This window comes from Streptomyces sp. NPDC007917 (assembly GCF_042959105.1).
GTDB lineage: Bacteria > Actinomycetota > Actinomycetes > Streptomycetales > Streptomycetaceae > Streptomyces.
The window spans coordinates 124890-148575 of the sequence record NZ_JBIBKK010000011.1 but is presented as its reverse complement, the minus strand read 5'-3'; the positions used below and the strand labels follow the sequence as shown (position 1 = coordinate 148575).

Sequence of the window (23686 nt, the reverse complement as noted above, 5' to 3'; positions counted from 1 at the left end):
GTCCACCCGGGTCCTAGAAGTCCACCCGGGTGGCCTCGTCCGCCCGGGCCACGGACTCCTGCGCGTACCGCCGCTCATAGGCGTCCCGGATGCGCTCGATCTGCGGGTCGTGCGCCCGCGCCTCGGACACCGGGTACAGCAGGATCAGCTCGTACGACCGCTCCCGCTCGATCGTCCCGTTCTGGTCCCGCCACTGCCCCCGCCCGTCCTGGACCGTGAGCCCCGACGGAAAGCTCGGCGTGACCTCTTCGTCGACGAAGGCCATGAACTGCTCGTCGGTCACGGGAGGCCCGCCGTCCGGCCGCTGCGTCCCGAAGAACAACCGGGTCTCGACATACGGCTTGCCCCGGCTGACGGCGGAGGCGGGGGCAAAGGACGCGGCGGACGCGGGCTCGTCGTCGAGCGCGGCGTACGCGGCGACGGGCGTGGCCGCGGCGAGGGCGAAGGCCACTCCGACGGCGGCGAGCCGCACACGCGGCTTCAAGGTCACCATCCCCCGATGATCCCGCCGCTCCCCGCCCCGCGACAGACCGCCTCCCGGCGCCTGTTTCTCCGGTGCCCCCCAAAGGTAGGGCCGCATTCCATGCTCTCGGGGGAGGTGTGCGGCCGCCCACCAGCGCAGAGTGGAGGCGAGGGAAGGATGGAGATATGAGCCTGCATTCAACGCGCTTTACCTCGCGTCGTTCGAAACTCATTATCGGCACCTTCTTCGCCGTGGTCGCACTGGTCGCTTTCGCGATCTTCTTCTATGCCACCAGTGCGGATTCCACGCCCGGGTCGACCACGCCAAAGGAATCCCATTCCTCGACCAAGTCGCCCTCTCCATCAAAATCCAAGTACAAATCCAAGTCCCATGAACACCGGTCCCGCTCGGCCACTCCTCCTGAGGCGCAGCCGTCCACGCCGGAGCAGCCCCCGTCCGATCCCCCGTCCGATCAGCCATCGGACCAGCCACCGCCCGCGCAGCCCCCGCCCCAGCCGCCACCGCAGGACACGCAGCAGCCTCAGCCGGATCCGAACCAGTCCCAGCCCCAACCGGACCCCAACCAGTCACAGCCGCAGCCCGACCCGAACCAGTCCCAGCCGCAGCCCGACCCCAACCAGTCCCAGCCGCAGCCCGACCCCAACCAGTCCCAGCCCCAGCCCGACCCCAACCAATCGCAGCCCCAACCGGACCCCAACCAACAGCAGCAGCCCCAGTCGGACCCGAACCAATCCCAGCAGCCGCAACCTCAGCAGCCCCCGCCGCCACCCCCGCCCCAGCAGCCGCCGCAACAGCCGCCCCCGCAGCCCCAGCAGCAGCCGACCGCGCCTTGACTTCATGAATCGGTGGCGCTTCACCACCGTTTCAGGGGAGTGGTGAAGACAAGCTCGGCACGGTCCCCGGACAACGTGACGTCGGAGAATTCCACGACCCGGCCGTTGGTGTCGATGGAGATCTTCCGGAGAAGAATCACCGGGACATCCTTCTTCAGGCCGAGTTCTTCGGCTTCCTCCACCGTCGGCGGGCGGGCCGTGATCCGCTCTTCCACACGGTCCAGCTCGATACCGATCGTGTAGAGCTGGCTCTGCGTACCGCCGGGCCACGGTTCGTTCGAGGCGTCGAGCAGGTCCGGGTTGACTGCCACCACATCGCGCACGAGATACGAGCGCACCAGCGCGAAGGGGGAGTCCCCGTGGCAGTTGGTGCGGTAGATCCGCTCCAGCAGCCGGGTGCCGACCGGTACGCCGAACACCGCCGCGTGATCCTCGGCGGCCCTGGCCTCGCGGTACTCGGCGTGGAAGACGAGGTCTGCGGACTCCAGCCCGGTGTCGTGTTCCGTGGAGCCGGTCTCCAGCCGCTCGGCCCTCGGCTGACGCGCCCGGTCCTTCTCCCACTGGTGCCGCTCGTTGTGCCGCTCCACCCGCCGGCGCGGCTTGCGGACGAAGGTCCCCGCCCCATGCTGTCTGTCGATCAGACCCTCGCCCGCGAGTTGGGCAAGCGCGCGCTGAAGCGTCGGGAGGCTGGTGCGGCAGTGACTCGCGAGCTTGTCCTCGACCGGAAGCCACTCGCCCGGCTTGAGCTCTCTCGTGCGGATGCTCTGCCGCACCGCATCAGCGATCTGCTTGTGCTTGGCCATGGGCGCCCGTCGTCCTTCGTTGGCCGGACGATTCCAGCGTAGGTCCTTAAAACGACTTGAGCACAAAAGCTCTCAGAGGAAGCACTCTCCCTGAGAACCACAACGGCCCTGATCACGTTTCCGCAGATCAGAGGCCGTTTCCCTTAGCGTGGCGACCCCAAGATTCGAGCATATGTTCCGAGCTTCATGGTGGGGTGCGCGGGGATGCGTAACCCGTACAGAAGTTTGATCGTTGATGTGATCGTCAGGCCGAGCGCAAGGCGAGACGTGTGAGGGGCGGGATGCGACGCAGGGTTGTGGTGGGTGAGGGGGAGCTGCAGCAGGTCGCGGCGGCCTGCGCTCGCGCGCTGCGGGGCGTGGACGTGGTGACTGGTCAGCAACTCTGCGAGGCGGCTTTGGTGGAGCGGGCCGGATGGCTGACCGCTCTGGTCGGGTCGTTGGCCGCGGGCGTGGTCCAAGAGCACTGGACTGGGCCCGACCTGGCCCAGCTCGCCTCCGGTATCGACCTGGTGGGCGCATCGCTGCCGTCGCAGGGGTGGATGGCCTTGCGGCGTCTGGGCTGGGCGGTGACCTTGCCGGAGGGTGTATACGTGCCGGACCGAGTGGTGCGCATTGCGCAGGAGCAGGCCGGGCGGGTGCTGCGTTCGGCCTGGTGGCGCGCCGAGATCACTGCCGCGCTCCTGGCCACCTGGCCTGACGATCCCACCCGGCGCACCGTAGCGGAGTGGGAAGCGCTGCGCGCCGCGTTGCCCGATGGCCCGGTGGTGGCGACCGGTGTGCTGCTGGCCCGTACGCGGCAGATCGCCGCCTTTCACGCCCGACACCAGCGACTGCCGACGGGCCTGACGGAGTGCGAGCAGGCGCCGGGCGCGGGCGCGCAGGTGGTGCTCGCGGCGGTCGACAAGCAGCTCGCCACGCTCGAACGCTGCCAGGAAGACCCGTTCCACTACGGGGTGCTGATCCTTCGGATGCCTCTGCGGCCCGACCCCACCTGCCGGGCCCACTGGCACCCCGTCCGCATCCGCTTCCGGTTACCGCCCCATGTGCCCGCCACCGCGGTGCTGTGCGCCCCCACCCTGCGTGTGCGGCAGGGTCGGCTTCTGATCGATGTGCCCTACGCGCTGGTCGTGGCGAAACCGCGGCGGGCCGGCCACCGCACTGCGGTGGCATTCGACTGGGGACTGAATACCCTGCTCACTGGCGGCGCCCTCCATCTCACCGACGAGGCTCAGCCGCGAGTCGTGACCGACGGAGAGCCGACGTATTTTCGCGCGGGAGGAGTGCTGGCCAAGGCCGACCGGCTGCGCGTCCACGGCGAGCACATCGGCACCCGCATCGACCGACTGCGCACTCTGATCGCCTCCCGGCAAGAGCGCGGCCAACGCCCTGATCCGCATCTGGTGGCGAAGCTCGCCGTCCTTCAGGCCGAGCAGGAACGCGTCGCGAAGCGCCGCACCCGGCTGAACTCAGCGCTGGCCCGGGCGGCCGCACGCTTCATCGTGGATCACGCAATCGCCGCCGACGCGAGCGTCATCTACCTCGAAGACCTGCGGGACATGCAGGCGTGCGGCAAGGGCCGCACGCTGAATACGCGCCTATCGCAGACGGTGCGCGGCACGATCGTCACCCAGGTCCGCCACCAGGCCGCGGCCCAGGGGATCGCGGTGGTGATCGTGCCGCCGCGCGGCACGTCACAGTACTGTCCCCGGTGTCTGACCGCGCTTGTTCACCACAAAGCCCCCGACAATCGGGCGACCGGCTGGGCCTGGGCGTCATGCCCAAACAATGCGTGCGGGTACAGCACCTGCCGGGACCACGCCGCCTGGCAGCGCATTGGCGCCCGCGGCCTGACCCACCAGCATAAGACCAGCCTCGACCGCGCCGGCGGCACCTTCGTGATCCGTACGGTAGCCCCGGCCCTGGACCGCGCGAGCACGGTCCAGCAGCAGACCCGGGACCGCACCAAGAGCGGCCCCACGAACAAACGCCCTGTGCCCGGGAAGCGACGCAGGGTCCCCGCCCCACCCGACAACCGTGCCTCCACGGCACGGCCGGGTGGAAAGCGTCCGGCGGGGCGGCCCCCCACGCACCCGACCCACCACAGCCAGCGGTGTCCACGGCAGCAGGGACCGACCACCATCGACACCCCCACCCGGCCACACAGGCCGGACGGGGCCAGACTCGGGGCAGGCTTCCACCGCCACGCCCACACCACCCCCGCCCGAAGACGGCCGTGGCCGAGTCACCCTTCCGCACGGTCCCTAACACCCGGGATAGCCCAGGAAACCCAAGCCGATGAGAGACGCTAAGCCGACGGATTTCGGCGCGCCTGCCAAACACCGCACCGCACCGCACCGAACGGCACAATCCGGCTCGTGAAGCCATCTCCGCGCAGCCGTTCCTAGGTCACCACCAAGTCATCAGGTACCGACTGCCTGATCATGAGCGCCTGATCGGGATAGATCAGCAGCCGTTGAACAGCGGATGTTCTCGCCGGTGTCGCACGCCCGGGGCTCGAAAAGCACGGCCGAAGTGGGGATCCCAGCTCAAGCGCCCGGTATTGGACGGCCCCGCCGCGCGGCATGCGCTCCTGCATCGTGGGGGCGTTGGCTCGGGGAACACGAGCAACGGCCCCTGACTGCGTTTTCGCAGCTCATCAGCCGTTTTCCCAGTGTGGCGGCGCCAGGATTCGAACCTGGGTAGGCAAAGCCGGCGGATTTACAGACCGCGGTTTCCTCGCGTGTCAGCAGGAGAAACGTCGCTTGAAGACTCGGTTGCCCCACGCCTGCCCCAGAGCCCAGTGTTGTGAGGGTCTCCTCCAGTCAGCCATGCCAGTCGCCTCCCCGCGACTCTCACCAATGTCAAAGGAATCCGAAGCGGTGGTTCCCCCGAAATAGCCGTCTGCTATTCCGGCGTGGGAGATTGCCAGAACGGCGACAGACTGATGAAACTAGCCTGCAGACTGTCCCTCTACAGGAGCTTGTGATGCCTGACGCCCGCTCTCCACAGGCGAGAAGCGACTCACTCGTACAGTTGGCGCGGCACCGAACAGTTTACGATATTGCGTTGGCTTTCTATGGAGTGCTGACTGCATTGGCACTAGATCATCCGCTGACGAAGTTTGCCGAGGGGGTCGCCGCCGCACCATGGGGTCGCGGGTTCAACGATTGGACTCAGCGCCTTCTAACGTTGACGTTGTTGGTGCTGGCAGCGATCTGGATCCACACCCTGGCGATCTCGCTGGAGCTGAATGACACACGCCGCGACCCACGCCTGTACCGCGCTGCCATCTGCCTCTTCTGGGCTGGCGTCGCAATGGTGGTCATTCTGATGATCCTAGGGCGTTCGGTAAATCATGGTACGACCGCGTTTCTCACGGCTTCCATGGCCTACCTCGTCTGGAATCTGCTTTTCTCTATCGTAGGCTGGATCGTGACCGAGCGGCCGCCAAAGAATGCCGGACGCACGCCGCAGACTCACGTGGGGGTCAACCCAGTTCGACTGGTCCAGGCCCTGTGGAACCAGAGGGGAGATTGGCAGACAGGTTCGCAACCTAATCAGTCAACGCGGCATATGACCGCCGCTTTCGATGTTTTGCAGTGCGTCATCGGCCTGATCATCTTGTGGGGCTTGACATGGTGGGGTCACCACCACACACGCCCTGTTTGGCAGTTTGCACTAGCGCTGGCGTGGTTGCTCCTCGTGCTCCTTTCAGCCAGCCTTGATTACCTCATACAGCGCTGGTTCTATGGTCTTTGAATTGCCGGATGCCGTTTCACGGCGATCTACGGACCAAGTCCGTGCACCTCCAGGTAATCACTGATCGGAACCGCAAGGACGAGCTGCGAACTCCGGAGAAAGTTCTGCAATCGAACATATTCCGGGTCCTTCATAAATTCCCGGCCTTCACCCTCGCACGCAGCAAAGTACTCATCTAGGAACGATGCCAATACCGCACTGGAGAACAGCACGTCGTTTCCCTCACGCCGAGAGGCCGCCGGATTCAGATAGAAAGCAACAAGAAGAAGGGGCACACGCTGGCGGTCCGGCGCCAATCGTGGCTGCAAGAAGGGCATCCGCAGCACATTGCCCTGCCATCTACTGAACAGGCGCAACCGGGCAATGGGATCACCGTGATCGGTAGCGATATCGATCCGGTTAGGCGGTTCCACCTCGCCAACAGTGAGCAATGGACTTCGTTCACGTACCCACTCAGGCACCACCTTACCCAAGCGCGAACCGATGCCCGAGCCTCGGCAACTGGGCCGAACAGCGAGATACGACACGAGCAGTACCCGGCTCCGGCGATACCACTCCGCCGCGACGCCACCGACGACATTTTGGCTGCCATCAAGTGCCAGCAGAATTGAAGCCTCCATTCCCTGCATCGGAGTGAGCGCCTCTTCCAGCTCCTCCCGCGGTATCAACTCATCCCGAGTGAACGATGGCAGGAGAACATTGTCGTAGAAGTCTCGCGCCAGACCCTTGTCGGGATTGCGAATGAGATCCCACAGTTCAAATTCTGAACTGGCCTCGCTGTCGCCACTGACCATGATTTCCACCCATTCGCGCATCGTTGCTTGATGTGCACCAAGCAGGCAGAAGAGCATCGGGGTTATACTGCGGCTAGCCTCCATATACCACTATCCCGAGGCACGCCAATGCCCACAACTGCGGATGAAACCGTTGGATGGGGTGGTCTGCATGGAGTGGGCGGGGCCGCCGACGGTCTGCTGTTCCAGACCGCCCGCGAGGTCTGGAACAGCAGACCGGCTACGGGGGCGGTGTGAGCAGGGCGACCGAGGAAGCACCTCCGGACGTTCTTCGGGTGCCCCTACCACGCTGGGCTACGTCCCGGCGAGGCTGTATGGCTTCGCCGTGAGAACTGCGAACTGCCCCCTGGCAGGGCGGGGCACGCTGCACCTTGACGGCTCCCGGCCGCGCGTCGGAAGTCCCTGGACCGACTCAGGCGCCGCCCACGACGAGCGCGGGCTGAAGTGGCGCCCTGAGAAGGAGGTGCACTGAAGGTGTGCGCGAAGTGTTTGGACGGGGCCACGGCCACGGCGAACGCCCGGATCGACGAGGTACTGCAGAACTGGGGATGATCGCCGAGCGTGCCCCACGAATGCCCCCCACACGGTGGTCAGCAGGCGAGATCGAGTGAGACACAGTGGGATAGACCGCCCATTCCTGGCCCTGATCTCCGCTTGCCGAAGACAACGGCCCCTGACTGCGTTTTCGCAGTCAGGGGCCGTTTTCCCAGCGTGGCGGCGCCAGGATTCGAACCTGGGTAGGCAAAGCCGACGGATTTACAGTCCGCTCCCATTGGCCACTCGGGCACACCGCCTGGGATGTGACCAGGGGCTCTGTTCCCACTGTCGGGAACCCCCTGGCGACGACGTAAACAATACCCGATGACAGGGGGTGCTCCGCCACCGGGTTGATCCCGTCTCGATCATGGCTGGGATGGCTAGGCTGACCCGTGCGGTCCGGCGGGCCGTGCCCCTGACAGATCTATGTACGAGGAGCCAACTCAAGATGGCCGACTCCAGTTTCGACATCGTCTCGAAGGTCGAGCGGCAGGAGGTCGACAACGCTCTCAACCAGGCGAGCCGCGAGATCTCCCAGCGCTACGACTTCAAGAACGTCGGCGCCTCGATCGGGTGGTCGGGCGAGCGGATCGAGATGCGCGCCAACTCCGAGGAGCGGGTCAAGGCGATCCTCGATGTCTTCCAGTCCAAGCTGGTCAAGCGCGGGATCTCGCTGAAGGCGCTGGACGCGGGCGAGCCCCAGGCGTCCGGCAAGGAGTACAAGATCTTCGCCTCGCTGCAGGAGGGGATCTCCCAGGACAACGCCAAGAAGATCGCCAAGATCATCCGCGACGAGGGCCCGAAGGGCGTCAAGGCTCAGGTGCAGGGCGACGAGCTGCGGGTGTCGTCCAAGAGCCGGGACGACCTGCAGGCCGTCATCGCGCTGATCAAGGGCAAGGATCTCGACTTCGCAGTGCAGTTCGTCAACTACCGGTGACCCTGGGGCGGGCTGCCTGTGTTCGGGCCGCCCGCCCTGAGCGTCTCCTTGTCTCAGTACCGCTGTCGACCGCCCGGGTACCGGATCGGCATACGGCAGTCCGGCGCGTCGTCGGGCGGGCGCTGCTCACCGAGGGCGTAGCACAGGGCCGCGTGCAGCTGCTCCGCCTCGACAAGGGTCAGCTCCAGATCGGCAACGGCCATATGCTGCCCGTCGCCGCTGATCAAGAGCGGAGGCACGACTTCCCCATCGGCCGCACGGCGTAATCCCCGTCCTGAGACGAAGGTGATCTTCCACTGAGTCACGACGGATCGCCCCCGCTCTCAGTCGCCGGGGCATCGGTCGGCTCCTCGGCGCCGACCTCCTCGTACGGGGTCAGACGTCGGCCTCTGCTCTCAGCCACCCGCAGCACATCGCGCAGCGCTTCACACAGGCACTTGGCAAGAAAACGAAGCTCGGCCGCGTCCGCCTTGCGGTCCTCCAGGAGCGCGCGGGCGTGGGCGAGGAGCTCAGTCCCCATGGACAGCTGAAGCGACTCGATCATGTCGGCCCTCGCGTTCAGGTGGCTCTGATCGCCGTCCGAGGCCAAGTAGGACGGCTTGCCGTCGGGGCTCCTCCAGGGCAGCAGCCGAAGGCCGGTCATCGTGTCCATCCGGCCACCTCCGCGCTGTGCGCATGTGATTCGAAGATCTGGGCGATATGGTTTGGCATGTCGACCTGCTTCCGTCAGGTTGGCCATGCCCCGGGGCCGTCTGCAGCGGCCGCCGGGGCCTCGTGATTTCCGGGTGACTCCATCGAATCGCCCCCGTTGACCTCATGGAGGGGCCATGCAGGGGGCCAGGGAGGGGCCAGACTGAAACGGGGAGAGGGGACTGCCATGAGCAGTGATCGACGCAAGCGGTTCGGCGCCTACCTCGCGCGGCTGCGACGGGCCACGGGAAGACGCCAGCGGCAGTTAGCGGACCGGCTGTGCGCCCTGTCAGGGCTGGATTCCGTGACCCGGCACGAAATCTCGCGGTGGGAACGCGGTGCACGGGTGCCCGATTCCTGGTTGGCCATGCTGGCAGAGGCGCTCGGCGTGTCGGCGAGCGAGCTGGAGCGGGCCGCCGCCTACGCCCGTCGCGAGACGGACACTGCTCCTCCGGGACCGGCGGCAACCCTCGCCGAGTTGCTGCCTGTCGGCGACCCTCTGGTGCCGATCGCCGCACAGCCCGGGCGGCGTATCGGCGCCGAGGCCGTCAACAGACTTGCGGCCCGCGTGCATGGACTGCGGCTGGCTGACGACGTGCTGGCAGGGGGCGATCTGATCGCACCCGCCTTTCGTGAGCTGGGCGCTGCCGTCCGGCTGTACCGAGAGAGCGGCCACAGCGAGGAGGTAGGTCGCGCGCTCCTCACACAGATCGGCGAGCTCGCGCAGATCGCCGGGTGGATCGCCAGCGACGCGGGACAGTACGCCCAGGCGGAACGCGCTTACACCGTTGGCATCTCAGCCGCACAGCAGGCCGGTGACCGGCCGCTCGTGGGCCACCTCGCCGGCAGCCTCGCCTACCAGTTGAGCAACACCGGGCGGGAACGCGAAGGCATCGACCTCGCCCGGGCGGCGCTGGCGGACGCGGGACCGGACGCCCCCGCCAAGGCCCGGGCCCTGTTCTTCGACCGTGTCGCATGGGGGCACGCCCGTGCCGGTGAGGCGCAACCCGCCATGCGGGCACTCGGCGAGGCCCACGACGCTCTCTCGGTGGAGGGCGCGGATGACGCGCCGCTGTGGGCCTACTGGGTCAGCCGCGAGGAGCTAGAAGTGATGGACGCCCGGGTGTTTACCGAGCTGCGGCGCCCGCTGCGGGCCGTACCGCTGCTCACCGACGTGCTCACCCGGTACGACGCCACCCACGCCCGAGAGGTGGCCCTCTACCGGTCGTGGCTGGCGGTCGCTTACGCCGACGCCAATGAACCGGAGCGGGCCGCCCAAGAGGCGCGCCACGTGATCACGACAACCGCCGAGGTAGCCAGCGAACGGATCGCCGAACGCTCTCGCATCGTGCTGCGTCGGCTTCTTCCCTTCGGGGATGTGCCTGAGGTGCGCAGCCTGCTCGACGATCACGCGAATCTGACCGCCGGGTGATGCCCATGGGGTGGATCTACCAGCGGCCGGCCGCGAAGGGACGGTTCGTGGAGACGATCTCGTGGCCCAGAGGGGTCAGGGATATCGGGATCAGCTTGAAGTTGGCCAGGCCCAGCGGGATGCCGATGATCGTGATGCACAGGATGGTGCCGGTGATGATGTGGCCGAGCGCCAGCCACCAGCCCGCGAGGACGAGCCACAGCACATTGCCGACGCAGGAGGGTGCGCCGGCGTCACTGCGGGGGACGGCGGTGCGGCCGAAGGGCCAGAGGGCGAAGCCCGCGATGCGCCAGGAGGCGATCGCGAAGGGAATCCCGATGATGGTGAGGAAGAGGATCAGCCCGGCGAGCAGGTAGGCACAGGCCAGCCAGAAGCCGGAGAGGATCAGCCAGATCAGGTTCAGGACGGTCTTCATGGCTGGCGACCTGCCATCTGTTCGAGGCGGGCGATGCGCTCCGCCATGGGCGGGTGGGTGGAGAAGAGCTTGGCCATACCCTCACCGGCGCGGAACGGGTTGGCGATCATCAGATGACTCGCGGTCTCCAGGCGCGGCTCGGGCGGCAGCGGGAGCTGCTGGGTGCCCGCCTCGAGCTTGCGGAGGGCGTTCGCGAGGGCGAGGGGGTCGCCGGTGAGCTGGGCGCCGGAGGCGTCGGCCTCGTACTCGCGGGAGCGGCTGACGGCGAGCTGGATGATGGTGGCCGCGAGCGGGCCGAGGATCATGATCAGCAGCATGCCGAGGAAGCCGGGGCCGTCGTCGTCGTCGGACCGGCCGATCGGGATCAGCCAGGCGAAGTTGACCAGGAACATCACGACGCTGGCGAGCGCGCCGGCGACGGACGAGATGAGTATGTCGCGGTTGTAGACGTGGCTGAGCTCATGGCCGAGGACGGCGCGCAGCTCGCGCTCGTCGAGGAGGCGGAGGATGCCTTCGGTGCAGCACACGGCCGCGTTCCGCGGGTTGCGGCCGGTCGCGAAGGCGTTGGGGGCGTCGGTCGGGGAGATGTAGAGGCGCGGCATGGGCTGGCGGACGGCGGTGGAGAGCTCGCGGACCATGCGGTAGAGCTGGGGGGCCTCGAATTCGCTCACGGGCCGCGCGCGCATGGCGCGCAGGGCGAGCTTGTCGCTGTTCCAATACGCGTACGCGTTGGTGCCCAGCGCCACGAGAACCGCGATGATCAGGCCCGTACGGCCGAAGAGGCTGCCGACGACGATGATGAGGGCTGACAGTCCCCCGAGGAGTACGGCGGTTTTGAGCCCGTTGTGCCGACGATGCACGGTGTGCCCTCCAAAAGATGCCGCAAGGGAACCCTTTTTCGCGGTGTCTCCACCTTCCAGTGGACCCTTCCGCATTGGTCAACGCCATACGAAGGTCGCTGGTTCCCTAGTGCACACGTGACGGGCCGTCGGGCCGCCGGTGCGGCGCCCTGCGGCCGGGCCTCAGGGCGAGGTCACAACAGGGCGCCGGAGGCGAAGCGCAGGACGAGTTGCGGGACTCCGGAGAGGGCGACGCCGAGGGCGGTGGCGAGGCCGATGACCGCGGTGAGGGAGGCGGGGATCGCGCGGGGGCCGGGTGCGGGAGCCCCTGCCGGCGCGCGGAAGAGGGCGGCCGTCCACTGGAGGTAGTAGTAGAGCGCGATCACGACGTTCACGGCCATGACGACGGCAAGCCAGCCGAGCCCCGCGTCCACGGCCGTCGAGAAGACGGTGACCTTGGCGAACAGGCCGATGACACCGGGCGGCAGCCCGGCCAGGCAGAGCAGGAAGAAGCCGAGGGCGAGGGCGGCCAGGGGGCGGGAGGCGTACAGGCCGCGGTGGTCGCTGAGGCGGCCCGTGGGGTGCGTGCGCGACACCAGGGCGACGACCGCGAAGGCGCCGAGGTTCACGGCGGCGTACATGAGGGCGTACGCGACCGTGGAGCCGATGGCGTGGGCCGCGTCGCCGGAGGAGTCGGCGTACCCGGCCGCCGCGATGGGGACCAGCAGATAGCCCGCCTGGCCGACGGAGGACCAGGCCAGCAGGCGTACGGCGCTGTGCGCGCGCTCGGGGCGCTGGCGCAGCGCGGCGACGTTGCCGGCGGTCATGGTGAGCGCGGCCAGCACCGCGATGGCCGGGCCCCACACGTCGGCGTACGCAGGGAAGGCGAGGACGGTGACCAGGATGAGGCCGGAGAAGCCGACGGCCTTGCCGATGACGGAGAGGTAGGCGGCCACCGGGAGCGGGGCGCCGACGTAGGTGTCGGGGACCCAGAAGTGGAACGGTACGGCGGCGGTCTTGAAGGCGAAGCCCACCAGGGTGAGCACGACGCCGGCCTGGGCGAGCGTGTCCAGCCGCGGGTCGACGTGGCCGAGGGCGGCGGCGATCCGGGACAGGTGGAGACTGCCGGTGGCGGCGTAGACGAAGCTGACGCCCATCAGCATGACCGCGGTCGCGGTGACCGAGGAGAGGAAGAACTTGAGGGCGGCCTCGGAGGAGAGGCGGTCGCCGCGGCGCAGCCCCACGAGGGCGAAGGCCGGCAGGGAGGCGACCTCCAGGGCGACGACGAGGGTCGCGAGGTCGCGGGAGGCGGGCAGGAGGGCCGCGCCCGAGGCGGAGGACAGCAGCAGGAACCAGAATTCGCCGGCGGGAACTTTGCCGCCCCCTCCGGCGTCCTCGGCGTCCCCCGTGTCCCCGGCGTCCTTGGAGCCGCGGTTGTGGACCGTGCTCATGGACAGCAGGGCCGTCAGAAGGGCTCCCCCCAGCACCAGGAACTGGATGACGACGGCGAATTCGTCGGCCCTGTAGCTGCATACGTCCGGGTCGGAGGTCAGGCAGAAGGTGCTGCGGTCCCCGGCGCGCAGCGGCAGCAGGAAGAGCGCGGCCAGAGCCAGGCCCCCGGTCGCGAGCCATCCCAGGAGGGGTTTGTTCCGCTCGGCGAGGAAGAGATCGGCGACCAGGACGGCCAGGGCGGCCGCGGCGGCGATGGTGGGCGGGGCGATCGCGAGCCAGTCGACGGACTGGACGTAGCCTCCGGCGAGCGCGGTCATCAGTGGCCTCCCGCGAGGATGTGCTGCACGGCCGGGTCGGTGAGGCCGAGGAGGGCCGCGGGCCACAGTCCGCCGAGGACGGTGAGGGCGACCAGCGGGGTCCAGGCGGCGAATTCGTAGCCGCGTACGTCCGCCAGGGCGGGGCGGAGCGGTCCGAGGGGTGCTCCGGCGGCCCCGGCGGCCCCTGCTGCCTGTCCGGGCCCGTCCGTGGCCCCGTCCGCGGGCGCGCCGGTGAGCGTTCCGCCCATCTCCGCCTCCGGGTGCTCGCCCATGCAGACGCGGCGCACGACGACGAGCAGGTACGCGGCGGTCAGCAGGGTGCCCAGGCCCGCGAGCGCCATGAAGGTGAGGAAGGCCGGGCGGCTGAGCCCGTCGGCGGGGTCGAACGCGCCGAACATGGCGAGCATCTCGCCCCAGAACCCGGCGAGCCCCGGCAGCCCCAGGGAGGCGACGGCGGCGAAGGCGAGCAGGCCGCCCAGGCGCGGCGCCCGGCCGTACAGGGCCGCTCCGCCGGTGCCGGCGAGCTGGTCGAGGTCGGTGGTGCCGCAGCGGTCCTTGAGGGCGCCGACGAGGAAGAAGAGCAGGCCGGTGATCAGGCCGTGCGCGACGTTGGCGAACAGCGCGCCGTTGACCCCGGTCGGGGTGAGCGTGGCGATGCCGAGCAGAACGAAGCCCATATGGCCGACGGAGGAGTACGCGACCAGCCTCTTGAGGTCGCCTTTGGCCCCGGAGCGGGCCAGGGCGAGGCAGGCGAGGGAGCCGTAGATGATGCCGGCGACGGCGAACGCGGCCAGGTAGGGCGCGAGGGTGTGGGCCCCCTCGGGCGCGATGGGCAGCACGATGCGCACCAGCCCGTAGGTGCCCATCTTGAGCAGCACGCCCGCGAGGAGGACGGAGCCGACGGTGGGCGCGGCGGTGTGGGCGTCCGGGAGCCAGCTGTGCAGGGGCCACATGGGGGCCTTGACGGCGAGGCCGACGCCGATGGCGAGGACCGCGATCAGCTGGGTGGTGTGGCTGAGCTTGGAGCCGTTGTCGGAGGCGAGTGCCACCATGTCGAAGGTGCCGCCCTTGAGCCCGACGAGGAGGAGGCCGAGCAGCATGATCACGGAGCCGAGAAGCGTGTAGAGGATGAACCTCCAGGCGGCGCGCTCGCGCCCGGCGCCGCCCCACCGGTTGATGAGGAAGTACATCGGGATGAGCACCATCTCGAACGCCAGGAAGAACAGCATCAGGTCGAGGACGGCGAAGGTGGCCAGGGTGCCGGACTCCAGGAGCAGCAGCAGCGCGACAAAGGCCTTTGGGGAGGGGCCGGCGGGCATGTTGAAGTAGCCGTACAGGGCGCACAGGAAGGTCAGCAGCGCCGTCAGCACGAGGAGGGGCAGCGAGACGCCGTCCACACCGAGGTGGATCCGGATGTCCAGCGCCGGGATCCAGCTGATGTCGGTCTGCGCCTGCATGGCGGCCGGCCGGTCGTGGTCGAAGCCCGCGGCGAGCGCGACGGCGACGGCCAGGACGGCCCCGGTGACCGTGACGCCGTGCCGCAGCACGGCCTGGTCGGGGCCGCGGCCGCGCAGCCCGGGCGGGGCGGGGAGGAGCGCTGCGGCCGAGCCGAGGAGGGGCAGCACGATCAGGGCCGCGAGGAGCGACTGCAGGACGGTGTGGTTCACGGCTCAGGCTCCCGCTGCGAGGAGGACGGCGACGGCCAGGACGAGCGAGCCCGCGATCAGCGCGCCCAGGTAGGTCTGCACGTTGCCGGTCTGGGCGCGCCGTACGGCCGCGCCGAGCAGACGGGGCACGCCGCCCGCGCCGCGCACATAGGTCTCCACGACCTCCCGGTCGAGGAAGCCGACGAGCCGGGCGGCGGCGCGCACCGGGCGTACGAACAGCGCGGCGTACAGGGCGTCGAGGTGGAAGCCCGCCGCCGCGTGCCGGTGGAGCGGGCCGAGGAGGAGGCGGCCGGGGTCCGCCGGGTCGTGGGCCGCGGCGATGTCGCCGTACGCGGGCTCATGGGCGGCGATGGCCTCGGCCTCGGAGAGCGCGGGCTCGGCGTCCGGGTGGGCGGCCACGGCGCCGAGCGGGGTGCGGGCGGCCAGTGCTGTGGTGTGGCGCCAGGCCCCGTAGGTGACGAGGACGCCGACGAGGGCCAGCCCGGTGCCCAGCACGGTCGTGGTGAGGGTCGGGGCGAGGGACTCGCCGTCGAACCAGTCCGGGAGGGCGCCGAAGGCCAGGCCGAAGGCGGCGGCGGGGATGAAGAGGACCCACAGGACGGCGTTCATGACGACGGGCTGGCGGCCGTGGTCGGGGGCCTCGGTGCCCTTGCCGCGGAAGGTCAGCAGCCACAGGCGGGCCGCGTAGCCGGCGGTGAGGAGGGCGGTGAGCAGCCCGGCGACCAGGACGGTCCAGCCGACGGCCGCCGGGACGGCCGGGGCGTGCCCGGTGGCCGCGTGCTCGGCCGCGCCGAGGACGGCCTCCTTGGAGAAGAAGCCCGCGAACGGCGGGATGGCGGCGAGCGCGAGCAGCGCGACCGTCATCGTCCAGTAGGCGTCGGGGATGCGCCGCGCCAGGCCGCTCATGCGCGACATCGCGGCCAGCGAGTTCGTCCCGGCCGCGTGGATGATCACGCCGGCGCCGAGGAAGAGCAGGGCCTTGAACGCGCCGTGGGCCAGCAGGTGGAAGACGGCGGCACCGCGGTTGTCGACGGCGAGCGCGCCGGTCATGTAGCCGAGCTGGCCGACGGTCGAGTAGGCGAGTACGCGTTTGATGTCGTCCTGGGCCAGGGCCGCGAGCGCGGAGCCGACCATGGTGACCGCCGCCATGACCGCGAGCACCGCGAGGGCGGCGGCGGAGGACGCGAAGACGGGCAGCAGCCGGGCGATGAAGTAGACGCCGGCGGCGACCATGGTGGCGGCGTGGATCAGCGCGGAGACCGGGGTGGGGCCGGCCATCGCGTCGGGCAGCCAGGTGTGCAGCGGGAACTGCGCCGACTTGCCCGCGACCCCGGCCAGCAGCAGCAGCGCGATCAGGGTGGGGTGGTCGAGCTGGAAGTGCGCGGCCGAGGAGGTCAGCTGGGTGTAGATGCGGCTGATGCGGAACGTCCCGGCGTCGGCGCCGAGCGCGAAGATCCCGAAGAGGAACGGCACATCGCCGAGCTTGGTGACCAGGAACGCCTTGAGGGAGGCGGAGCGCGCGGCCGAGGTCTCCCAGTAGTGGCCGACCAGGAAGTACGAGCAGATGCCCATGATCTCCCAGCCGACGAGCAGCACGATCAGGTCGTCGGAGTAGACGACCAGCAGCATCGCGGCGGTGAAGAGGGAGACGAGCGCGGCGTACGACGGGTAGCGCGGGTCGTCGCGCAGATAGCCGGTCGAGTAGATCTGCACACAGCACGCGACGACGCCGACGAGGACCGCGACCAGGGCGGCGAAGCCGTCGATGTGCAGCGCGAGGTCGATGGGGAGCGAGCCGGTGTCGGTGAGCCGGGTCGCCGCGTCCACCGCCCCCTTGCCGCCGCCCGCTCCCCCGCCCTGCCGTACGGCGACGAGGACGGCGAGGGCGGCCGCGGCGACGGTCGGCAGCACCGCGAGGGGGCGTACGAAGCCGGGGGCGCGGCGGCCCAGCAGCAGTCCGGCGAGGGCGCCGAGGAAGGGCAGGAGGGGGACGAGGACGGCGGCGGTCGTGGTCGTCACGCGGTCTGCCTCCGGGCGGGGATTCCCTGGTCGGCGCCGTCGCCGGGGCCGTTGTCAGTGGCGGCTGTCACGCTGTCTTCGGTGGGCGGGGGCTCGGCGAGGCCCCGGAGCTTGTCGATGTCGGCTGTACCGCGGTCGCGGTGGACGAGGAGGACGATGGCCAGGCCGATGCCGATCTCGGCGGCGGCGATGGCGATGACGAAGAGCGTGAGGGCCTGGCCCGCGTGCAGGGTGTCGCGGAGCCAGACGTCGAAGGCGACGAGGTTGAGGTTGACGGCGCCGAGCATCAGCTCGACGGACATCAGCACCAGGATCGCGTTGCGGCGGGCGAGGACGCCGTACAGGCCGGTGCAGAAGAGGAGGACGGCGAGCACGGCGGGGTAGGCGAGGTGCATCAGCCCTCCTTCTCGGCGAGGTCGGCGGCGGGGCGGCTGCCACCGCCCGGGGACTGCGGGGAGGCGCCGGAGCCGCCGGGGGTCTGCTGGGAGGAGCGCAGCCGGGAGAGCACGATCGCGCCGACGAGCGCGGCGAGCAGCAGCACCGACAGCGCCTCGAACGGCAGCACCCAGTGCCGGAAGAGGCTTTCGCCGGTGACCTTGGTGGAGCCCTGCACCTCCCCGACATCGATCCAGGTGGCCCGGAAGGCGTCCACGACCACCCAGACCAGGGCGGCCGCGGAGGCCACGGCGACCGCGAGGGCGGCCGGGCGGTTGCCCGAATCGGCGTCCGGCGACCGCCCGATGGGCGCCTTGGTCAGCATCAGCCCGAACAGGATGAGGACGACCACGGACCCGACGTAGATCAGCACCTGCACCCAGGCGATGAACTCCGCCGTGAGGAGCAGGAACTCGACCGCGAGCCCGCCGAGCGTGACCACCAGCCACAGCGCGGCGTGCACCAGCTGCTTGGTGGTGACGGTGACGACGGCCCCGCCCAAGGTGACCACCGCGACCAGAAGGAAGGTGATCTCCACACCGGTCGGTGACAGAAAACCGTGGCCGGCGGCCGCGAGCTGACCACCGACCGCGAGCTGCGCCGCGGCAGTCATGATGCCGCTCCGTCCCGGCCGGAGGAGCCGGTTTCGTCCCGGCCGGAGGAGCCGGTTCCGTCCCGGCCGGAGGAGCCGGTTCCGTCCCGGCCGGAGGAGCCGGTGGGACCATCGGCCTCGGCCGCACCGTTGGCCTGCCCTGCCTGCGCGGCCTGTGCCGCCTCGGCCGCGGCGATCTTGTCGGCGGCCTTGCGGGCGGCGGCGATCTCCTTCGGCTCCTCGGCACCCGGGTCGAGCGCGGGCGGCGCGGGCACCGTCCACATCCACTCGCGGAGCTTGTCGCGCTCATGGGTGAGGTCGCGGATGTCCTCCTCCGCGTACTCGAACTCCGGCGACCAGAACAGCGCGTCGAAAGGACACACCTCGATGCAGATACCGCAGTACATGCACAGGGCGAAGTCGATGGCGAACCGGTCCAGCACATTGCGGCTGCGCTCACGCCCGCCGGGCGCGGCCGGCGGCACCGTCTCCTTGTGGGAGTCGATGTAGATGCACCAGTCCGGGCACTCGCGCGCGCAGAGCATGCAGACCGTGCAGTTCTCCTCGAACAGGCCGATGACGCCGCGCGTGCGGGGCGGCAGCTCGGGCTGGACGTCCGGGTACTGCGCGGTGTGCGCCTTCCGGGTCATCGTGCGCAGGGTGACGGCCAGGCCCTTGGCCAGGCCGGAACCGGGGATGCCCATCAGGAGATCACCACCTTGACGACGCCGGTGAGGGCGATCTGGACCAGAGCGAGCGGGATGAGACCGGTCCAGGCGAGCTTCTGCAGCTGGTCCTCGCGCAGCCGCGGATAGCTCACCCGTAGCCAGATCACCACGAAGGCGAGCACGGCCGTCTTCAGCAGCGTCCACACCCAGCCCAGGTCATGGGCGAACGGACCGTGCCAGCCGCCCAGGAACAGCACGGTGGTCAGCCCGCAGAGGACGACGATGCCCGCGTACTCGGCCAGCAGGAACAGGGCGAAGCGCAACCCGGTGTACTCGGTGTACGCGCCGAAGATGATCTCCGAGTCGGCGATCGGCGCGTCAAAGGGCGGACGCTGCAGCTCGGCGAGGCCCGCCGTGAAGAACACCACCCCGCCGACGATCTGCCACGGCACCCACCACCACTCGAACGCGTCGAGGATGCCGGGCAGCGAGACGGTACCGGCGGCCATCGCCACGGAGGCGGCGGCGAGCAGCATCGGCAGCTCGTACGCCATCAGCTGCGCGGCCGTACGCAGACCCCCGAGCAGCGAGAACTTGTTGGCCGACGCCCAGCCCGCCATGAGCGAGCCCAGCACGCCGACGCCCATCACGGCGAGCACGAAGAAGATGCCCGCGTCGATGAACCGGCCGACGGCGCCGGGCGCGACCGGGATCGCGACCAGGACGAGCAGATACGGCAGCAGCGCGACGGCGGGGGCGAGCTGGAAGATCCGCCGGTCGGCCCCCGCCGGTACGACGTCTTCCTTCTGCGCGAACTTCACACCGTCCGCGACCAGCTGTGCCCACCCGTGGAACCCACCCGCGTACATCGGCCCGAGCCGGCCCTGCATATGGGCCATGACCTTGTGCTCGGTCTGACCCACGACCAGCGGCAGTACGAGGAAGGCGGCCAACAGCGCGAGCAGTCGCAGCGCGACGTCGAGGACGTCGTTCACGCGGTGCCTCCCGCCGGGTCGTCGGTGTGGGGGTCGGGGTCGGGGTGGCGCGTGTCCGGCCGGTGAGGGTCGTCGGACCCGGCGGGCGCATCAGGCCCGGCGACGCCTTCGCGCACGTCGGATGCCTTGGGCCCGGCCTGCGTGTGGGGCCCGGCCGACGCGTCAGGACCGTGGGCGCCCTCGGGCTCGTCGGGCCCCTGAGGGTCCTCGCGGCGCTCGAGGCCTTCGGCCTGCCCCTCGCCCTCGGCGCCCGGGGCAGGGTCCGTCGGCTCGTCCCGGGCCGGGCGGGCGTGGTGCCAGGGGGCGTCGGCCGAGCGCGGGCGGGTGGTGGGGCGGTCCGCACGCGCCTGGGCCTGACCGCCCGTCGCGGCGCGCTGGCTCGCCGAACCCTCGCCGGCGCTACGGGCACGACGCGCGGGCCGGGCGGCGCCGCCCGGTGCCCCCTCCGTGGCCGCGCCCGCCGCTTCCTCCGTACCCGCGCCGCGCTGGCTCGCGGAGCCCTCACTCGCACTGCGCGACCGGCGCACGGGCCGGGCGGCACCCTCCGCCGCCGCGGCCGTACCGGCGTCCCGCTGGCTCGCGGAGCCCTCGCCCGCACTGCGAGCGCGGCGCGCGGGCCGGGCGGAGTCGTCCGCCGGCGTCTCCGCGCCCGTGGTGTCGGTGGCGCGCTGACTAGCTGAGCCTGCGGACGCGCTGCGGGCGCGGCGGGCCGGGCGTTCGCCCCCGGCGCCCGCGGCGCCTGCCGCGCCCGCCGTGCGGGTCGCGCGCGCCGGGCGGGCGGGGGCAGGGGGGAGCTGTCCCTTGAGCGGGCCCCATTCGTTGGGGTCGGGGACACCGGGCGGCAGCATCTGCCGTCGTCTGGGCGCGTGCGCGGCGTCGGACTCCCCCGGCTCCTTCGCGCCCGGCCAGGCCTTGACGACCCGCGCCGCCAGCACGAAGTCCTTGCGCAGCGGGTGCCCCTCAAAGCCGTCCGGGAGCAGCAGCGGCGCCAGGTGGGGGTGGTCGGCGAAGTCGATGCCGAACATCTCGTGGGTCTCGCGCTCATGCCAGGCCGCGCCTGCGTAGACGCCGGTCGCGGTCGGCAGGGCGGGCGCGTCGTGCGCCACGGTGGTGCGCACGAGCAGCCCGCGCACGGCGGCCGCGGGAGCGGTCGCACCGGGGCCGGCCGCCGCGGCGGTCGCCGGCCCGAGGGCCACGACGTGCGCGGCCACGCGGAAGCCCTCGCCGGGCTCGTCGACCGCGCTCAGCCAGTCGAAGTAGGTGCAGCCCAGCGCGTCGCGGGCGGTCTCCAGCGCGGGGATCCACGCGTCGGCGGGAACGTCGACGGTGAGCAGCCCGTACGCCTCCTCCGCCGTCGCCTCTTCCCCGAACAGCTCGGTGGCCGGCCGCGGCAGCCAGCCGACCGCCGGCTGGGCGGGCGCGGCGGCGGGCGCGGCAGCGGCCTCGACGGGCCCGGCCGTGACAGGCTCGGCCTCGACGGGCTGGTTCCGGTCGTCGGGCGCGGTCACGGCGTGCCCTCCCCCGCGTCCTGGGTGGAGGACGGGCCGGGCGGCGGCACCAGGCCGCTGCGCAGCGCCGCGGCGGACGGCCGGGGGGAGTCCCCGCCGTCGCCGCTCCGGGCCCCGCCGTCGCGTCCGTACCGCTCGCCCAGCGACTCGCGCGCGATCTTCTCCTGCAGCTTCAGGATCCCCTGCAGCAGCGCCTCGGGGCGGGGCGGGCAGCCCGGCACATACACATCGACGGGGATGATCTGGTCGACGCCCTTGGTGACCGCGTACGAGTCCCAGTAGGGCCCGCCGCAGTTCGAGCAGGCCCCGAAGGAGATGACGTACTTCGGCTCGGGCATCTGCTCGTACAGCCGCTTCACCGCGGGCGCCATCTTGTCCGTCACCGTGCCCGACACCACCATGAGGTCGGCCTGGCGCGGGCCGGGGGCGAAGGGGATCACGCCGAGCCTGATGAAGTCGTGGCGGGCCATCGACGCCGCGATGAACTCGATGGCGCAGCAGGCCAGCCCGAAGTTGAAGACCCACAGGCTGTAGCGGCGGCCCCAGTTCAGGACCACCTTCATCGGCTCGGGCGCCAGCTTGGCCAGGGCCCCGAGGCGGCGCGGCTCCGGGAGATCCACGGGTGTGGCGGCGGGCACGGGGGCGGGGGTCGGTGTCACGTCCATTCCAGGACGCCCTTCTTCCAGGCGTACAACAGGCCCACGGCGAGGAAGCCGAGGAAGATGAACATTTCCACCAGCGTCGTTCCGCCGTAGCCCGGTGCGGCGAACACCGTCGCCCAGGGGAAGAGGAAGATCGAGTCCACCGCGAAAATCACATACAAGAAAGCGTAGACGTAGTAGCGGATCTGGGTGTGGGCCCAGCCCTCGCCGACGGGGTCGACACCGCACTCGTACGTCAGCAGCTTCTCCGGAGTGGGCACCACGGGTCGCAGCAGCCGCCCGGCCCCGAAGGCCACGGCGACGAAGAGGACCCCGACCACCGCGAGCAGACCGACCACCGAGTAGCCCTGGAAGTAGTCGGCCGCGAGCGGCACGGCTGTGGTGCGCACGGTCGTCGCCTCCGGCACGTCCGCCCCTCGCTCCCTGTCCCGCTGGTGTTCGTCTGATGCTCGTCGGTGCTCGTCGGTGTCCAGTGTTCGACCGCTCCGTACGCACGGGAGTGTAGGCCCTGCCGCCGTCCAGGTGAGTCGCCAGTCCGAGATGCGGTGGGGTTACCCCTACCCGGCCACGGCGACGTGCCCCATGGCGGAGCGGGGGCGGGCCCGGCAATCTTGCCCGTATGACCGTGAGTTCAACCGATCAGGGCGACGAGGGCGGCGAGCGGCTGCCTCGGCCGCCCGCCTTCGGCTTTCCCCGGCAGACCTGGAAGGAGATCGCCCACCTCCTCGCCAATCTGCCCGTGGGCGTCCTCGGCTTCGTCTACTCCCTGGTGTGGCTCGTCATGGGCCTGGGGCTGGCGATCACCGTGGTGGGGCTGCCGCTGGTGGCCTTCGGGCTGCGTGGCAGCCGGCTGTACGGCGCGTTCGAGCGGCGTCGCGCCCGCGCGCTGCTCGCGGTGCGCGTCGACGAGCCGAGCCGGCTGCGGCACCACGCGGACGGCGGCTTCTTCTCCTGGCTGTGGGCGCGGCTGCGGGACCCGGTGGGCTGGCGGACCACGCTGTACTCCTTCATGCGGCTGCCCTGGGCGGTGGCCACCTTCTGCGTCACCCTGCTGTCCCTCTTCCTCGCCTGGCCCGTGCTGCCCTGGATCGCCCGGGGCCTGACGAACGCCGACCGGGCGATGGTGCGCGGGCTGCTGTCCCCCTCCGACGAGCTGGAGCGGCGGATCGCGGAGCTGGAGTCGGACCGGGGCACGGTGGTCGACACGGCGGCGGCGGATCTGCGCCGTATCGAGCGTGATCTGCACGACGGGGCGCAGGCCAGGCTGGTCGCCCTCGCGATGGGTCTCGGCCTGGCGAAGGAGAAGGTGCTGGAGGACCCGGAGGCGGCGGCCGCGATGGTCGACGAGGCGCACGGCGAGGTGAAGCTGGCCCTGCAGGAGCTGCGCGACCTCGCCCGGGGAATCCACCCGGCGGTGCTGACCGACCGGGGCCTGGACGCGGCGCTGTCGTCGGTGGCGGCGCGCTGCACGGTGCCGGTGGAGGTCTCCGTGAAACTGCCGGAGCGGCCCGCGCCCGCCATCGAGGGCATCGCCTACTTCACCGTCTCCGAGCTGCTGCAGAACATCAGCAAGCACAGCGGCGCCCGGACCGCCGCCGTCGAGGTGTGGCGGTCGGACGGGCGGCTGCTGATCCAGGTGCGGGACGACGGGCGCGGCGGCGCGGGCACGGGTGAGGGCAGCGGTCTGGCCGGGCTCGCGGAGCGGCTGGGGTCGGTCGACGGCCTGTTCCTGGTGGATTCGCCGGTGGGCGGGCCGACGGCCGTGACCGCCGAGCTGCCGTGGCGCGACCGCGGAGCCGCGCGGGCCTAGGTCCTGTCCGGGCCGGGGGGCGTCCGCGCGGGTCCGGT

The 23686-nt window shown here is 70.5% G+C and carries 23 protein-coding genes and 1 tRNA gene; 5 read left to right on the top strand and 19 right to left on the bottom strand.

The features are described from left to right. Positions 1-13: 13 nt before the first annotated feature. The 3 genes from ACFZDL_RS23345 to ACFZDL_RS23335 form a co-directional block, all read right to left on the bottom strand. Positions 14-493, bottom strand: a complete 480-nt coding sequence (locus tag ACFZDL_RS23345) for a DUF3574 domain-containing protein (protein WP_353592277.1) — start codon at positions 491-493, stop codon at positions 14-16. A gap of 557 nt (positions 494-1050) precedes the next feature. Beyond that, positions 1051-1323, bottom strand: a complete 273-nt coding sequence (locus ACFZDL_RS23340) for a hypothetical protein (protein ID WP_353592276.1) — start codon at positions 1321-1323, stop codon at positions 1051-1053. Between the two features lie 14 nt (positions 1324-1337). Then, complete coding sequence (locus ACFZDL_RS23335; protein ID WP_353592275.1) at positions 1338-2120, bottom strand: GntR family transcriptional regulator; 783 nt, start codon at positions 2118-2120, stop codon at positions 1338-1340. A gap of 281 nt (positions 2121-2401) precedes the next feature. Between ACFZDL_RS23335 and ACFZDL_RS23330 the strand changes: the two genes are divergently transcribed. Continuing rightward, positions 2402-4429, top strand: a complete 2028-nt coding sequence (locus tag ACFZDL_RS23330) for a zinc ribbon domain-containing protein (RefSeq protein WP_391192119.1) — start codon at positions 2402-2404, stop codon at positions 4427-4429. Positions 4430-5105: 676 nt separating this feature from the next. Then, on the top strand, positions 5106-5879 hold the full coding sequence (locus ACFZDL_RS23325; protein ID WP_353592273.1) for a hypothetical protein: 774 nt from the start codon (positions 5106-5108) through the stop codon (positions 5877-5879). Positions 5880-5905: 26 nt separating this feature from the next. Here ACFZDL_RS23325 and ACFZDL_RS23320 read toward each other — a convergent pair whose 3' ends face one another. Beyond that, entirely contained in the window at positions 5906-6730 is an 825-nt protein-coding gene (locus tag ACFZDL_RS23320) for a GNAT family N-acetyltransferase (RefSeq protein ID WP_353592272.1), read from the bottom strand. Between the two features lie 655 nt (positions 6731-7385). Further along, positions 7386-7467 (bottom strand) — tRNA-Tyr (locus tag ACFZDL_RS23315). Positions 7468-7658: 191 nt separating this feature from the next. Between ACFZDL_RS23315 and ACFZDL_RS23310 the strand changes: the two genes are divergently transcribed. Then, complete coding sequence (locus tag ACFZDL_RS23310; protein WP_353592271.1) at positions 7659-8147, top strand: YajQ family cyclic di-GMP-binding protein; 489 nt, start codon at positions 7659-7661, stop codon at positions 8145-8147. A gap of 53 nt (positions 8148-8200) precedes the next feature. Here the strand turns inward: ACFZDL_RS23310 and ACFZDL_RS23305 are convergent, their stop codons facing one another. Both ACFZDL_RS23305 and ACFZDL_RS23300 read right to left on the bottom strand, forming a co-directional pair. Further along, positions 8201-8386, bottom strand: coding sequence for a hypothetical protein (locus ACFZDL_RS23305; RefSeq protein WP_353592270.1), 186 nt, complete (start codon positions 8384-8386; stop codon positions 8201-8203). A gap of 62 nt (positions 8387-8448) precedes the next feature. After that, complete coding sequence (locus ACFZDL_RS23300) at positions 8449-8799, bottom strand: hypothetical protein (RefSeq protein ID WP_353592269.1); 351 nt, start codon at positions 8797-8799, stop codon at positions 8449-8451. A gap of 225 nt (positions 8800-9024) precedes the next feature. Here ACFZDL_RS23300 and ACFZDL_RS23295 point away from each other — a divergent pair, with 225 nt between their 5' ends. Continuing rightward, complete coding sequence (locus ACFZDL_RS23295; RefSeq protein ID WP_353592268.1) at positions 9025-10269, top strand: helix-turn-helix transcriptional regulator; 1245 nt, start codon at positions 9025-9027, stop codon at positions 10267-10269. A gap of 16 nt (positions 10270-10285) precedes the next feature. Here the strand turns inward: ACFZDL_RS23295 and ACFZDL_RS23290 are convergent, their stop codons facing one another. The 12 genes from ACFZDL_RS23290 to ACFZDL_RS23235 all read right to left on the bottom strand — a co-directional run bounded on the left by ACFZDL_RS23290 (position 10286) and on the right by ACFZDL_RS23235 (position 22245). Further along, the gene (locus tag ACFZDL_RS23290) at positions 10286-10684 is read right to left on the bottom strand and encodes a YccF domain-containing protein (protein ID WP_353592267.1); all 399 of its coding nucleotides are present in this window, start codon (positions 10682-10684) and stop codon (positions 10286-10288) included. After that, positions 10681-11544 (bottom strand): zinc metalloprotease HtpX, encoded by an 864-nt coding sequence (gene htpX / locus ACFZDL_RS23285; RefSeq protein ID WP_353592266.1) that lies wholly within the window; start codon positions 11542-11544, stop codon positions 10681-10683. The genes ACFZDL_RS23290 and htpX overlap by 4 nt, the downstream gene beginning before the upstream one ends. A gap of 173 nt (positions 11545-11717) precedes the next feature. After that, positions 11718-13292: an NADH-quinone oxidoreductase subunit N gene (locus ACFZDL_RS23280; RefSeq protein WP_353592265.1), complete on the bottom strand. Its 1575-nt coding sequence runs from the start codon at positions 13290-13292 to the stop codon at positions 11718-11720. Next, on the bottom strand, positions 13292-14959 hold the full coding sequence (locus ACFZDL_RS23275; protein ID WP_353592264.1) for an NADH-quinone oxidoreductase subunit M: 1668 nt from the start codon (positions 14957-14959) through the stop codon (positions 13292-13294). The genes ACFZDL_RS23280 and ACFZDL_RS23275 overlap by 1 nt, the downstream gene beginning before the upstream one ends. Positions 14960-14962: 3 nt before the next feature. Further along, positions 14963-16978: an NADH-quinone oxidoreductase subunit L gene (locus tag ACFZDL_RS23270; RefSeq protein ID WP_353592263.1), complete on the bottom strand. Its 2016-nt coding sequence runs from the start codon at positions 16976-16978 to the stop codon at positions 14963-14965. Next, complete coding sequence (nuoK, locus tag ACFZDL_RS23265; protein WP_353592262.1) at positions 16975-17373, bottom strand: NADH-quinone oxidoreductase subunit NuoK; 399 nt, start codon at positions 17371-17373, stop codon at positions 16975-16977. Before nuoK ends, ACFZDL_RS23270 begins: the two co-directional genes overlap by 4 nt. Next, positions 17373-18026: an NADH-quinone oxidoreductase subunit J gene (locus ACFZDL_RS23260; RefSeq protein ID WP_353592261.1), complete on the bottom strand. Its 654-nt coding sequence runs from the start codon at positions 18024-18026 to the stop codon at positions 17373-17375. The genes nuoK and ACFZDL_RS23260 overlap by 1 nt, the downstream gene beginning before the upstream one ends. After that, a complete protein-coding gene (locus tag ACFZDL_RS23255) occupies positions 18023-18709 on the bottom strand; it encodes an NADH-quinone oxidoreductase subunit I (RefSeq protein WP_353592260.1) in 687 nt (228 codons plus the stop codon). The genes ACFZDL_RS23260 and ACFZDL_RS23255 overlap by 4 nt, the downstream gene beginning before the upstream one ends. Then, positions 18709-19668 (bottom strand): complex I subunit 1 family protein, encoded by a 960-nt coding sequence (locus ACFZDL_RS23250; RefSeq protein ID WP_353592259.1) that lies wholly within the window; start codon positions 19666-19668, stop codon positions 18709-18711. Before ACFZDL_RS23250 ends, ACFZDL_RS23255 begins: the two co-directional genes overlap by 1 nt. Next, complete coding sequence (locus ACFZDL_RS23245) at positions 19665-21176, bottom strand: NADH-quinone oxidoreductase subunit C (protein ID WP_353592258.1); 1512 nt, start codon at positions 21174-21176, stop codon at positions 19665-19667. The genes ACFZDL_RS23250 and ACFZDL_RS23245 overlap by 4 nt, the downstream gene beginning before the upstream one ends. Then, a complete protein-coding gene (locus tag ACFZDL_RS23240) occupies positions 21173-21841 on the bottom strand; it encodes an NADH-quinone oxidoreductase subunit B family protein (protein ID WP_353592257.1) in 669 nt (222 codons plus the stop codon). Before ACFZDL_RS23240 ends, ACFZDL_RS23245 begins: the two co-directional genes overlap by 4 nt. Next, on the bottom strand, positions 21832-22245 hold the full coding sequence (locus ACFZDL_RS23235; RefSeq protein WP_089509737.1) for an NADH-quinone oxidoreductase subunit A: 414 nt from the start codon (positions 22243-22245) through the stop codon (positions 21832-21834). The genes ACFZDL_RS23240 and ACFZDL_RS23235 overlap by 10 nt, the downstream gene beginning before the upstream one ends. A gap of 212 nt (positions 22246-22457) precedes the next feature. Between ACFZDL_RS23235 and ACFZDL_RS23230 the strand changes: the two genes are divergently transcribed. After that, positions 22458-23648 carry a sensor domain-containing protein gene (locus ACFZDL_RS23230; RefSeq protein WP_353592256.1) on the top strand — a complete coding sequence of 397 codons (1191 nt, stop codon included), beginning with the start codon at positions 22458-22460 and terminating at the stop codon, positions 23646-23648. Positions 23649-23686 lie beyond the last annotated feature (38 nt).